The organism is Dyella telluris, from assembly GCF_014297575.1.
GTDB classification, from domain to species: Bacteria; Pseudomonadota; Gammaproteobacteria; order Xanthomonadales; family Rhodanobacteraceae; genus Dyella; species Dyella telluris.
The window spans coordinates 596390-609079 of record NZ_CP060412.1 but is presented as its reverse complement, the minus strand read 5'-3'; the positions used below and the strand labels follow the sequence as shown (position 1 = coordinate 609079).

10 protein-coding genes are annotated in these 12690 nt (G+C 61.4%); 4 read left to right on the top strand and 6 right to left on the bottom strand.

The window, feature by feature from the left end; all coding sequences use genetic code 11:
- Window positions 1-279 precede the first annotated feature (279 nt).
- Together H8F01_RS02945 and H8F01_RS02940 are read right to left on the bottom strand one after the other, a co-directional pair.
- On the bottom strand, window positions 280-2115 hold the full coding sequence (locus tag H8F01_RS02945) for a sensor domain-containing diguanylate cyclase (RefSeq protein ID WP_187057596.1): 1836 nt from the start codon (window positions 2113-2115) through the stop codon (window positions 280-282).
- 175 nt (window positions 2116-2290) lie between these two features.
- Entirely contained in the window at window positions 2291-2461 is a 171-nt protein-coding gene (locus H8F01_RS02940) for a hypothetical protein (protein ID WP_187057595.1), read from the bottom strand.
- A gap of 124 nt (window positions 2462-2585) precedes the next feature.
- Between H8F01_RS02940 and H8F01_RS02935 the strand changes: the two genes are divergently transcribed.
- Window positions 2586-3008, top strand: a complete 423-nt coding sequence (locus tag H8F01_RS02935; protein ID WP_187057594.1) for a carboxymuconolactone decarboxylase family protein — start codon at window positions 2586-2588, stop codon at window positions 3006-3008.
- A gap of 174 nt (window positions 3009-3182) precedes the next feature.
- Here H8F01_RS02935 and H8F01_RS02930 read toward each other — a convergent pair whose 3' ends face one another.
- The gene (locus tag H8F01_RS02930) at window positions 3183-3980 is read right to left on the bottom strand and encodes a carbonic anhydrase (RefSeq protein WP_187057593.1); all 798 of its coding nucleotides are present in this window, start codon (window positions 3978-3980) and stop codon (window positions 3183-3185) included.
- Between the two features lie 266 nt (window positions 3981-4246).
- Window positions 4247-5131 (bottom strand): LysR substrate-binding domain-containing protein, encoded by an 885-nt coding sequence (locus H8F01_RS02925; RefSeq protein WP_187057592.1) that lies wholly within the window; start codon window positions 5129-5131, stop codon window positions 4247-4249.
- A 169-nt stretch (window positions 5132-5300) separates the two neighbouring features.
- Between H8F01_RS02925 and H8F01_RS02920 the strand changes: the two genes are divergently transcribed.
- The gene (locus tag H8F01_RS02920) at window positions 5301-6242 is read left to right on the top strand and encodes an alpha/beta fold hydrolase (RefSeq protein ID WP_187057591.1); all 942 of its coding nucleotides are present in this window, start codon (window positions 5301-5303) and stop codon (window positions 6240-6242) included.
- Window positions 6243-6434: 192 nt separating this feature from the next.
- Here H8F01_RS02920 and H8F01_RS02915 read toward each other — a convergent pair whose 3' ends face one another.
- Both H8F01_RS02915 and H8F01_RS02910 read right to left on the bottom strand, forming a co-directional pair.
- Window positions 6435-7646 carry a hypothetical protein gene (locus tag H8F01_RS02915; protein ID WP_187057590.1) on the bottom strand — a complete coding sequence of 404 codons (1212 nt, stop codon included), beginning with the start codon at window positions 7644-7646 and terminating at the stop codon, window positions 6435-6437.
- A 312-nt stretch (window positions 7647-7958) separates the two neighbouring features.
- Window positions 7959-8765, bottom strand: coding sequence for a bestrophin-like domain (locus H8F01_RS02910; protein WP_187057589.1), 807 nt, complete (start codon window positions 8763-8765; stop codon window positions 7959-7961).
- Window positions 8766-9552: 787 nt separating this feature from the next.
- Here H8F01_RS02910 and pflB point away from each other — a divergent pair.
- The gene (gene pflB / locus H8F01_RS02905) at window positions 9553-11808 is read left to right on the top strand and encodes a formate C-acetyltransferase (RefSeq protein ID WP_187057588.1); all 2256 of its coding nucleotides are present in this window, start codon (window positions 9553-9555) and stop codon (window positions 11806-11808) included.
- A gap of 9 nt (window positions 11809-11817) precedes the next feature.
- Window positions 11818-12675, top strand: coding sequence for a pyruvate formate-lyase-activating protein (gene pflA, locus H8F01_RS02900; RefSeq protein ID WP_187057587.1), 858 nt, complete (start codon window positions 11818-11820; stop codon window positions 12673-12675).
- The last annotated feature ends 15 nt before the right edge of the window (window positions 12676-12690 follow it).

Here is a 12690-nt window from a genome sequence, read left to right as displayed (position 1 = left end):
CGAAGCATGGCTGCCCTGGTTTCGAACCCGGTGATCAGATCGCGGACGCATCCAGGGGAATGGCTCCCGCTGACTGAATCCTCGCGGGTGATAGGTGCCTTGGGTCAACGGCCAGAGTAAAGGGATCAGGGCGCCTTATCACGGGTTGGGGCTGGAATCCTCGGTACGACCAGGCAAGCGGATGCCCCTCGACAAGACACGTGCTGGGCTGCAGGAACTCGTCGGCATGATCACTTCAGGCAGCACGTGCAACAGGCTTCCTCGCCCGTAGGGAAATCGCTAGTCCGCAGCCGACGCAACGTCAGCGGGTGCCACCACGACCCGGTTTCGCCCGCTTGCCTTTGCCTCGTAAAGGGCGGCATCGGCCCTGGCCAGCGCGGCGTCGATACCGGGCTCTCGCGATAGGTATACCGATACACCCATGCTGATCGTTTGCACGATGGTGGTGCCGTCCTCAAGGAGGATCGGAGTGCCTTCCACCGAGCGTCGCAGGCGGTTGGCCACCGTCTCGGCTTGCTCCAGCGATGTGTCAGGGAGAAGCATGGCGAATTCCTCGCCGCCTATGCGCGCCGCTACATCGGCTTCTCTGGCTGCACCTCGAATCAACTTGGCGACCACGCCAAGGACTCTATCTCCCGCGGCATGCCCGTAACTGTCATTGACCCGCTTGAAGTGATCGAGGTCGAGCTCGATCACGGCCAGGCTCGATGGCTGCTCTCTTGCCATGGTGGTCAGCCGTTCGGCTGCGTTGTCAAAGTAGCGCCTGTTCGGCAACTCGGTCAGCGGGTCGAGATCGGCAGCCGTCTGCAACTGCCGCATCTGCTGTGCCTGCTCGCTGATGTCGGTCAGCGTGACCAGCAACATGCTTCCAAGGTTCCCGGGAGAGTCGATCTCCCGGCATCGCATCAGCATGTCCACCGGTCCATTCCGTGTCTGCATGCTTGTGGTTTCCGAGACATCGCTATCATGGATAGCCTCCCAGGCCGACACCACCGTAAACAGATTGGGGAAGGGTTGGCCCGGCGATGCCATGGCTCCAAACAGGCCCAATGACGCATCGTTGGCAAGAATGATGGCGCCGTCACCTGCTGCAACCACGAGGACCGGCATCGGCATGTTCTCGAGGATCATATTGGTGATCCTGGTCCATGCGGCCCTTTCGCTCCGGATCTGCCTTTCGCGGCGAAGCATGAAGTAGCCGCCCAGGAGCAGGGCGGCCACGATCACCATGGCGCCAAGGTTCAGATAGAAGCCTCGCCTCCATGCACTCCGGTAGGTATCCACGGCATAGCCGACGTCCAGTCGCCAGTGCTGTCTCCCCGAATCCAGAAGGATGTCGCGCTGAGCGAACAACCGTTCCTGACCATCCAGCGGCAACGTGCTGTAGTAAGTCCCGAGCACCGATGCATGGCGCCTTTCTTGACCCAGCGGGACGAAACTTGCGATGGGCATGCCAGGGAGAGGAGGGATCCTGGCAATGACCTGGTCTCCAACGTGGAGAATGGCCATCGTATGAGTCGCCAGGTTCATGCCCACAAACAGGCTCTGCGTCATGCGCAATGTCACGATGGTGGTGACGTCATGCCTGCCGGCACCATCCAGGTGGGCTTTGGCAAAGTACAGAACGCCTTCGCCATCGCCCGGCAACACGATGACATGAGTCACCGACGGTTGTTTCCCCGCACTTTCCAGCAGGGATGCGATCGTGGGCGCGTCGACATGCTGAAGCCGCCGGGAGGTGGCCATGAGCCGATCATCGTTGCCATAAACCGACACGACAAAATCCCTGAGCAGCGGATTAAGCGATTGAGTGATCTTGCCGAGCGTGTCATCGCTGACCGTTTGGGAACCAATCGCCCCGGTCGTCAGTGAAAAGGCCGCATCGATGCTGGAAATGTGGCTCTGCACGATGCTGGCCGAAAGCGTGGCAAGCACGGAAACCCGATTGGCGGCGAGAGCCTCGACGTCGGCGCGCTCCTTCCACGATTGCCATACGCGCACACCGATATTCGAACACGCCAGCGCCACGAGTACGGGCAATGTCCACTTGAGCCAACTCATTCGCTCTCGCGTGCGCGAAGAGCCAAGGGCCAATCCGAGTTGATCCTTAATCATGGCCACATTCTCGCGGGATGACCGTGGTCGTCCTCAAGCGGGACGGCAAGCCTACGAATGCATAGTTTAGGTCACGTCGGCGACAAAGGTTTCGCCACGGGACGTGGTGCGCGACCGTGGACCGGCGGCCCCGGATTACGTAGATCTACCGGAGGAAGATGCTCGCTTTCTGTCTTCAAATAGGTTCGCCCAGGGTTGAAAGCGAACATCCACACGGCCGGCGTTGCTCCGGCGCGCGCACGTGGACGCCGGCCATGGCGGGCGTTATCCGGAAATCCTCGGCGGCGGTGTAGTTGCCGCGCTCGAACACACGGACAAAGGCGGCCAAGGGTTTCAGCGTGTCCATGATTATAAACCCGGGTTATCGAAAGCCTGAAGCAAATCGCCATTTATCTACTGTCGGCTGCGGAATAAGGTTTGCCACATGGTCGGCACCGGCCATGCACATCAGCGGACAAAGGAGACGTGCCTTGATTCCCAACCAGGAACTACGCCCCCGGGGCATGGCTTATCTGGAGCAGATGTTTGGCGATGGCGCGGCGGATGCGCTGATCAGCGACATGGATGGGCTGTGCCCGGACTTCGCCGACATGTCGATCGAGTGGGCATTGGGCGGCGTGGCTTGCCGCCCGGGGCTCGACAGGGTGACGCGGGAACTGGTGGTGATCGCCTCGTGCGTCACGCTGGGGCATCCGGTGCTGCAGCTGCGTGCACATACCCAGGCGGCGCTGCGGGCGGGCGCTACGCGGGAACAAGTCATCGAGACCATCCTGCAGCTGCTTTTCTATGCAGGCGGGGCCGCCGTGCGCAATGCGCTGGTCGCAGTGAAAGACATTCTCAATGGTGTGATCGCCACCGGGACATCAGCACCCCTTGGCGGGACGGACGGCTAAAGACCTGGTCCGCCCTGCGACTGCGATGGAAGAGGTTGCCATGTGCTTCGTGGCCGCGGGAGCCGAACGTGCGGCGTCCGCTTCGGGCCTGAAGCGGACACCTCGGTGCCGGCTGGGTGCACCCGTTGCCTCCGAACCGGTCGGTGAACGAGCGACGGCGATGATCCGCGCCACTCACTCCGACTCGTTGTCGATCTCTCTTCCGTTGATCTTCTGCAGCGGCCGGTGGTTGTCAGGGAAGATGTGGGTGAAGGATTCGATCTGGTCCTTCGACATCTGAATCGGCTCCGAGAGCACGATCCAGTGCACGCCTTCGGTGCAGGGCGGGGTGGTCAGCGACCCGGTGTAGACGAAGGCCTTGTGATCGTGGGGAAGTACGGAGGCCAGGTCCACGGTGACCGGTGGCTTGGTGCTCTTCAAGCTGACGGGCCCTGTCGCGGGAAGGCTGTTGAGCACCGGCGCGAGGGTCTCGTTCTTTTCGCCGAGCTTCACCAGAACCCCAATGACCGCCACCTTCCTTCCATCTTCGTTGACGAAATGAAGCTCCAGCGGGAAGCGCTTGCCGTCGGTCACGTGTTCACTTGGCGCATGAAAGTGGAACTGGGCAAGGTGATAGGTGTCGCCATCGAACACGACGGTGTCCTTGGCATCGCTGACGTTGGCCTGGATGGTGTGGCCATTGTTGACCAGGGACACCGCGCCCTTTTCATAGTCGATATGAAACTCGCCGGCCTTTCCGGTTTTGGCATCGCGCGACTCAAGGTCAATCGGTGACTGAGCCTGGCCGTTGCCGCACGCCGTGAACTTGGGGTCCATGTCGGACCAATGCGCGGGATCGTGGTTGCCCGCGTAGGCCCAATGGGGCTGCGATCCCCAGTTGTCGGATGACAGGGGCAGGGCGAGAACGCCTGCCGAGACCACCGTGACTGCCAGCGCGGTCAAACCGGCCACGTGCCGCTTGGTGCTATGCATGATCATTCCCCCGAAGGTTGTGGAACGCCACCACGGCCTTGCGTCTGTCGCTATCCAGGCATCGATGCTGCGCGGGTTGCCGGTTGCCCCTGCGGTTTTCGGCTCGACTCGCCGCCGTGAGTGCCCCGCGACCCCTATCCCCCCCGACAGGAGGAACCCCCGTCTGGCGCGGGCATCTTCGCGCGCAAACCCTCGCGCTTCTGTGAAGGGCGGGTTGGCATTCCCCTTGGGCTGATTGTCGGCGTGCCCGGCCGCTGGCCTTGCGCTCAGGCCGGCAGGCGCTGGGCCTGTGCAAAGAGCCACGCGCGAAACAGCTCCATGGTGGGGCTGCTGGGCATCGCCAGCGAGCGGACCAGGTAATAGCTTCGGTCCACTTTCAGCGCCTTTGAACCCGCCCGGGCGAGCCTGCCGCTGGCCAGCGCGGTTTCCACCAGCACGCTGCGGCCAAGGGCGATGCCATGACCCTCTTCGGCGGCCTGCAGCAGCAGGGACGAATCGCCGTAGACCGGCCCTGATGGCGTGGCAACGTCCGTCATCCCCATGTGGCCCAGCCAGGCTGCCCAGCTGAAGAAGTCGTCACGCAGCAGCAGCCCCTTGCCGAGATCCTTTGCGTCGCGAATGCCGGCCTTTTCCAGATAAGCGGGCGACGCTACGGCAAACAGTTCTTCGTCGAGCAGCTTTTCTCCCTGCAGGCCCGGCCAGGTTCCATCGCCGTAGCGGATGGCGAAATCCACTTCGTCGTTCTCCAGATCCACCAGCTCGGTCGTTGCCTTCAAGGTGAAATCGATATCCGGATGCGCATCGAGAAACCCTGCCAGCCGGGGCATCAGCCACCGGCTCACGAAGGAGGGTGGCGCGCTCAGCGAAAGCCGGTTACCCGGTTGGCTGCGCAACGCACGTCCTACAGTGCCGAGCTTCTCGAGCAACTCTTCCACCACGCTGCAAAGCATGTCGCCGGCTTTGGTCAGGGTGACATCCCGATGGCCACGCTGGAGCAGCCGCGTGCCATAAAAGGTCTCCAGCGACCGGATCTGGTGGCTCACGGCACTCACGGTGAGGTGCAGTTCTTCCGCTGCCGCCGTGAAGCTGCGCAACCGGCTGACGCATTCGAACGTGCTGAGCGTGTGCATGGGCGGAAGGGTGCGGGGCATGCTTGTTCCTTGCGTTGAAAGCAGCTCAACCGTGGTTGAGGAGATATCGATGTACGCCGTTTTTCGGGGCGCTGATACTGCATGCCACCCCACGGTGACCCTTTCCTGCCTTGCCACCACGCGATTGTCGGGGCGGGGCGTGCATGCCTTTCAGGCGGATGGAGAATATATGCGAATTGCCGGTCTGCTTTCCTTGCTGTTGTGCAGCCTCCTGTCGTTCCCCGCGCGTTCCGAAGCCCTGCGTGAGGGGTGGCAGGCGGTGGATGGCATGCAAGTGTTCTACCGGGAAGCGGGTGAACCGCATGCGCCGACGGTGGTGTTTCTGCATGGCAATCCGCTCTCGTCGATCATGTATGCGCGCGTGATGGAAACCCTGGCGAGTACGCGGCACGTGCACGTGATTGCCATGGACTACCCCTCGTTCGGTTACTCGGACGCGCCGGATCACCGCACTTACGCCTATACCTTTGACCACCTGGCGCAAACGGTGGACGCCTTCCTGAAGGCGCGAGGGATCAGCCGCTACAGCCTCTACATGCAGGACTATGGCGTGCCCGTCGGCTTTCGACTGATGGCGCTGCATCCCGATGCCATCCAGACCGTGATGGTGCAGAACGGCGTGATCCATCTGGACGGTTTCCCGGCCGCCCAGGATCCCCATGGCGAACTGCGGCAACACTGGGCGCATCGCAACCCGGCCGTGGACAAGCGCCGCGCGGACTACGTGCGGTCCCTGGGCTATCCAACGTTTGGCCACGTGGACGACGAAGACCATGCAGGCCCGGATGCGCTGATGCAGATGGTGGCGGCGGAGCAACGCCCGGGAGTGATCGATGCCCGGAATGACCTCTGGTACGACTATGGCAGCAACGTCAGGCGCTACCCGCAATGGCAGGCGCTGCTGGCTCGCCTGCATGTGCCGGTGCTGGTGCTATGGGGCAACCGTGATCCGTTCTTCACGACACCGGGGGCGTATGCGTACCAGCGCACCGTGCCTGATGCGGAAGTCCATGTCATCGATTCAACGCATTTCGCCACCCTGGACGCCCCTGACGCGGTGGCGAACCTGATTGGCCATTTCCTGGACACGCACGCCCCATCGATGCAATGAGCCGCAGGGGAAGTGCGTCAGGCAGGGTGGCGCTTGGGTCGAAAGGCTGGCCTCTCGGGCAGCCTGACGATGCCCGGGGCCGTCGCTTTCATGACCGTATGGATGGGTCGCGAGGCCGTTCGGTGAAAGCCGCGCGACCGCTTCGCAAGGCTTATCCGGATCGATGGCTGGCGGGAAGGGGCTCACACCATGCTAGAACAGAATGCCAAACAGCTTCTTCGCCAGGTCTTCCAGCGACCAGATGGTCAGCGCGAGTGGCGCAATCGGTACCAGGACAAACGCCGCGAGCTGGATAAGCGCGTCCCGCGTTACGGGGATGATGCGCATGCTCCGGACGACTTCGAAGCTGTTGCCCAGATCCGCCAGCGACTGGATGTCGGAGCTACCTACGAAAGCCTCATCATCGGGGGCGCCACCTCGCAGCCATTTTCGATCGAAGTCGCGCACGTAGCGCTCGGCAAGCGTGCCGTATTCCCGCAGGCCGATTCGCCTCGCAGACGCCAGCTGGGGCGAAAACACCAGCAATGGGCCAAAGACCACGAACAACAGGAACACCAGCATCACCGCGATCTCGACCCTGAATTCGAACAGGTTGGCCCCGAGAAGAATGATGCGGTTGGCAAGCTGGGCGGCAACCATGGCACCGTGCGCTATCAGCAACACACCGAAGGCATACGCCGTGGCCGGCAGGAATCCCAGGCCGCCGAGCCGGTCCGGGTGTGTTGGAACCAGGCTGAGCTTGATGCGCGATACCTGCCAGAGGAATCGCGTCCAGATGAAGATGCGGAAATACCAGCGAACCAACAGGAACTGAAACAGCGGAAGGCTCACGTAGCCATACCATAGGCCCGCAAGCGAGAGCTCCGAGCCCGTCCTGGAAGACGATCCGTACCATGTATCGGCGTCGAGCGCGGTGTAGTGGCGCCATACGATCAAGACCCCCACCGCATAGACGGCGACGATGATCAGCACTTCCGCAAGCACCGAGTCGCGCAGGCGAAAGGCCGACTTTATCGAGTCATCGAAGCGCGACTCGGCGTCTTCGGGAATCAGGTTCCTGTCAAGAAAGGTTTGGGCAATCGGAAGCAGGCGCCGGTTGACCTCAACCTCGGCAACGATCAGCAAGGGCACCGCGACAAGGAAACGGATGTGGACTTCCATGTCTTTGAGGAAAGGCACCGCCACGCCGCCACCCCATAGATGACCCTCCAGCGCGGAGAGCACCAGGAGTGGCAACCACGCAAAAAGAGCGATCACGATGATGCGTTTGCGCAAGAGGGACAGCGAGTCATCCGACAGGTGCGCTCGACGCAAAAGCTGGAAGAGAGGGCCGCCAAGAACCACCGAGAAGTTCTGCGCGCTCTGGAGGAGCTCGTGATTGGTCTTGCGCGTCGTCGATGTCATATGCGACCCGTCGTCAGAACTTCGAATCGAATGCCCCGGGATAGCGTCATAAGGATGGGCCCCTAACCATGCAGGGCACCTGGCGGTGGCGCCCTGTTTCCCCTGCGACCCGCCTTGACGAGCAAAGCTTGCACAACCGGACAACCCCGGCGCGACTGTATTTCTACTCTGGCGGCGGTGAGTAAATCTACTAAAGGCTAAGAAGGATGTCGGCGCGTCGATTCTGCGTGGCCGGGCCTTTGGAAAAGGGCACGCTTGTTGCGCCGGGCAAGGTCCGCTTCGCGACGAAAGCGGACACCAGCAAGGCCTCGCCTAGAGCGACAGGTGGTTCAGCGCATCGCGCATTGGCTGGCTAGGAACAATGATGAGACCCCGGAACAGGGTGTCGAAATCCACGATCACGTAGACGACCGAAGCCAGCAGTATGGCCCCGAGCCCCACCGTGACGAGTGCCAGGGCGTTGTGGGGTGCGACCAGGCCGAAGCTCAGGAAGATCACGAAAAGCCAGAACGCCATGGTCAGGAAGAATGGCAATGAAATCGAACTGTGTGCTTCTTCGATCAGTTTCCAATGGGCGGTGGTAGCCCGGGCAAATTGCTCCAGCCCCTCGGTTCGAAGTGCTTCGTGATAAGGGTCGGTTGCGTTGAGTCGACGTACTTCGTTTCCCGCGGTGTCCAGCAGCTTGTCGAGTCGCACGTCGTCCAGATTGTCGGTCGTATCCTTGGGATCCAGATCCTTGGGATAGTAGTCACCGGGTGGCGGGCGTTCATGGGGCCACGTACTCGCCGTCGCCGCCGCCGTGTAGATGCGCAACAGCTCTCTTGCCCGATCGGCTTCTCCTCCATAGGCACGAAGGGTGCTGTCCAGCTGGATCAGATCCGAAGCAAAGACGTGGAAGTCGTCCGTGACCGTGTCGAAGCTCGTCTTGGCCGAGGCCGTCAGCAGGCTGAGCATGAGTGCCGCAAAGGTAACGAGCATGCCAATGACCAACTGGACCAGCTGGACTGTTTCCTGTGCCTTGTGCTCTTCGGGCAAGGCCCGCCTGATGCCCGTGCCGATGAGTGCGGCGGCAACCAAGGCGAAGAAGGTGACGATGGCGGACGATGCGGGAGAGAGCATCTCGATCCCCTGAGGCTCGGCTATCGAAACCGATCCTTGATTTTCGCCATTCACTTGTCAAAAGAACGGAAAAAACCTGGGCGGTTTGCGCCTGTGTTTATTCCCGGATGCGCGGACCAGGAACCACATCGGACCCGGTGGCCGGTACACGTCACGACCGCCTGGCCTTTCCTCGTTGGTGGCTTATGTCTGGGTTCGGGCGACCAGGGGCTCTGTCTGGACACGTCACGCACGCGGCAGCCCGTCGATGCCCGATACGTGAGAGCCGAAAGGAATTGCGACACCGGTCCAACGGTGGACCGGTGTCTCTGACCTCTAGTGCGACGGCCTGACCGACGGTCGCCTTGCGACTCCCCAGCGACGAGAAGATTACGGTTCCGGGGGCCTGGGCTTTGGCTCACGTTTGCGGCGCCAGAACGCAGGGTTCCAGCGTTTGCGTAAAAGTACGTGGGTCTACACATGCTGGCCAGCGACCAAGCTCGCGGCCGAAGCGTCCTGCGAAAGAAAAGGGAGAAATCAGAGAGAGATAGACCCGCGTTGTCGGGTTGCCTTCACGGGGTCTTTAGGCACCTGAGCGCAAATTAAATGGTCAGGAAAGCGACGTCGTTTATGCGACGAAGTAAGGCGGCCATCGGCGCAAATGCAGGGGTGGCGGTGCACGGGGAAAGAAAGGAGTTGGCCGTTGGCCATCTCGCGTCCAACCGGGTCGCCGTTGGTATCGATTTGAGCTCAGCGCATCAGAGAGATCCACCAATCACCTTGGCAAAGGCCAAGTTAGGGGTACGCCATGGCAGCAGCATCATTTGAGCTGGGCGGCTTGAATCAATCCGCCTGGCGGAGCTTTGCTCCGGGTTCCTGGCAAGAGCGTGTCAACGTTCGCGAATTCATCCAGCGCAACTACACGCCTTATGAGGGCGATGACAGCTTCCTCCAGGGTGCCACCGAACGCACCCGTGGCATGTGGCAGACGTTGCAGCCGTTGCTTGCCGAAGAGCGGGAGAAGGGAATCCTTGATGTGTCTCAGGTGCCCTCAGGCATCCTGGCGCACGACGCCGGCTATATCGACAAGAACAACGAAATCATCGTCGGCCTGCAGACGGATGCGCCGCTCAAGCGGGCCATCATGCCCTTCGGCGGCTGGCGTGTCGTGGCAGCCAGCCTCGAGTCGTATGGGCGTACGCCCGATCCCGCGGTCGGCGAGATTTTCACCAAGTATCGGAAAACGCACAACGACGGCGTCTTTGATGCATACACCCCTGACATCCGCAAGGCACGCTCTTCAGGCGTGGTGACCGGACTTCCGGACGCCTATGGGCGCGGGCGCATCATTGGCGATTATCGGCGCGTTGCGCTCTATGGCGTCGACTTCCTGATCCAGGACAAGGAGCGCGAGAAGAGTGAACTGGACGATCGTCACTCCGTCGAAGACGTGATTCGCCTGCGGGAAGAGTTGGCCGAGCAGATCCGCTCGCTCAAAGAACTCAAGGTGATGGCGTCGCACTATGGCTATGACATTTCCGGTCCGGCTGCCAACGCGAAGGAAGCCGTGCAATGGACCTATTTTGGCTACCTGGCGGCGATCAAGCAGCAGAATGGGGCGGCCATGTCGGCCGGTCGGCTTTCCAGTTTCCTGGACATCTATTTCGAACGTGACCTGCGCGAGGGGACCCTCAACGAATCGCAGGCACAGGAAATCGTGGATGACCTGGTGATCAAGTGGCGCATCGTGCGCTTCCTTAGAGCGCCGGAGTACAACCAGCTGTTCTCGGGCGACCCGGTATGGGTCACGGAAGTGCTCGGCGGCAACGGCGAGGACGGGCGAACCTTGGTCACCAAGACCGCGTTCCGCATGCTCAACACGCTCTACAACCTCGGTCCGGCCCCCGAACCCAATCTGACGGTGTTCTGGTCCCCCCGTCTTCCCGAGGGTTTCAAGCGCTTTGCGGTCAAGGCATCCATCGACACCAGTTCGATCCAGTACGAATCGGACGACCTCATGCGACCCAAATGGGGTGACGACTGCGCCATAGCGTGCTGCGTCTCGGCCATGCGCGTCGGCAAGCAGATGCAGTTCTTCGGCGCCCGCGTGAACCTGCCCAAGACCTTGCTCTATGCACTCAACGGCGGCCGTGACGAAGTCACCGGCGAGCAGGTGGGGCCCAATCTCGCCCCCATCACCGGCGACGTCCTCAAGTACGAAGAGGTGATGGAGCGGCTCGATCCGATGATGGACTGGTTGGCCAAGACCTACGTGAATGCGCTCAACATCATTCACTACATGCACGACAAGTATTGCTACGAATCAATCGAGATGGCGCTGCACGACCGCGATGTGCTGCGCACGCTGGCCTGCGGTATCGCCGGGCTTTCCCATGCCGCCGACAGTCTGTCTGCCATCAAGTACGCGAAGGTGACGGTGCAACGGGACGATCGGGGACTCATCACCGATTACCACATTGACGGGACTTTCCCCTGTTTTGGCAATAACGATGACCGCGTGGACAACATCGCCAAGATGCTTGTCTCGATGATGATGAACAAGATACGCATGTATCCGAGCTATCGCGGTGCCACGCACACGCAGTCGGTGCTCACGATCACTTCGAACGTGGTTTACGGCAAGGCGACAGGCAATACCCCGGACGGGCGGAAGATGGGCGAGCCTTTCGCGCCGGGAGCCAATCCGGCCAACGGCAAGGATACGCACGGTGCACTTGCTGCCTTGATGTCGGTGGCCAAGATCCCCTATGACGATGCGGAAGATGGCATCTCGTTGACGCTCTCGGTGGTTCCGGCAGCGCTCGGCCAGGAGGATGACCGCATTTCGCGAGGCGTCGATGCGCTGGACGCGTATTTCTCCAGTGGCGGCTTCCACGTCAACATCAACGTGCTCAATCGCGAGACGCTGCAGGATGCGATGAAGCACCCCGAAAAGTACCCGCAACTCACGGTACGGGTGTCCGGTTACGCGGTGAATTTCGTCCGACTTACGCGTGAGCAGCAGATGGATGTGATCAATCGCACGTTCCATGGCGCCTTGTAGACACCGGCCATGACCGAGCCACGAGTCGGCAGCCGCTATGAGCTCAAGGTGGACGAGGAGGGCGCCCACGAATCGGCCGTGGCGCACGACTACTTCGCCGTGCACCCGGGCGACGTGGAGGAGGTCGCGGACGAGGGCGACCTCCTGGGTTACGTGCATTCGTATGAGGTGGGAAGCACCGTGGACGGGCCGGGTATCCGCTTCGTGGCATTTCTCAGCGGTTGCCTGTTGCGCTGCCAGTACTGTCACAACCCCGACACCTGGCACAAGCGCAACGGGTATCCCGTGACGGTGTCGCGCGCCATGGGCGAGATATCCAAGTATGCCCACGTGCTCAAGACCTGCCGCGGGGGCATCACGCTCTCGGGTGGCGAGCCCATGGTCCAGCGGCCATTCGTGCTGCGCCTTTTTCGCCGCTGCAAGGAGCTTGGCCTGCACACCTGCATGGACACCTCGGGGCGACTGGGCGATCGCTTCACCGACCAGGATCTGATGGATATCGACCTGCATCTGCTGGACATCAAATCAGGCGACCCGGAGATCTACCAGAAGGTGACCCGGCAACCACTGCAACCCACGCTCGACTATGCCTATCGCCTTTCGGCGCTGGGTCGTCCCCTGTGGGTTCGCTACGTGCTGGTGCCCGGCCTGACGGACAGCTATGACAACGTGGAAAAAGTCGCGGATATCTGCGCGCAGCTGACGTCTCTTGAACGCGTGGAGGTACTGCGCTTTCACCAGATGGGCAGCGACAAGTGGAAGGAACTGGGACTCGACTACACCTTGAAGGACTGCGAAGCCCCGGATGCGGCGTTGACAGAACGCGTGCGCGGGCAGTTTCGCAGCAGGGGTCTGACCGTCTACTGATCCGTAAGGAGAAGG

Coding starts and splice junctions, on each gene's coding strand:
- H8F01_RS02945 (WP_187057596.1), bottom strand. CDS start 2,115: ATGATTAAGGATCAACTCGGATTGGCCCTTGGCTCTTCGCGCACGCGA.
- H8F01_RS02940 (WP_187057595.1), bottom strand. CDS start 2,461: ATGGACACGCTGAAACCCTTGGCCGCCTTTGTCCGTGTGTTCGAGCGC.
- H8F01_RS02930 (WP_187057593.1), bottom strand. CDS start 3,980: ATGCATAGCACCAAGCGGCACGTGGCCGGTTTGACCGCGCTGGCAGTC.
- H8F01_RS02925 (WP_187057592.1), bottom strand. CDS start 5,131: ATGCCCCGCACCCTTCCGCCCATGCACACGCTCAGCACGTTCGAATGC.
- H8F01_RS02920 (WP_187057591.1), top strand. CDS start 5,301: ATGCGAATTGCCGGTCTGCTTTCCTTGCTGTTGTGCAGCCTCCTGTCG.
- H8F01_RS02915 (WP_187057590.1), bottom strand. CDS start 7,646: ATGACATCGACGACGCGCAAGACCAATCACGAGCTCCTCCAGAGCGCG.
- H8F01_RS02910 (WP_187057589.1), bottom strand. CDS start 8,765: ATGCTCTCTCCCGCATCGTCCGCCATCGTCACCTTCTTCGCCTTGGTT.
- pflB (WP_187057588.1), top strand. CDS start 9,553: ATGGCAGCAGCATCATTTGAGCTGGGCGGCTTGAATCAATCCGCCTGG.
- pflA (WP_187057587.1), top strand. CDS start 11,818: ATGACCGAGCCACGAGTCGGCAGCCGCTATGAGCTCAAGGTGGACGAG.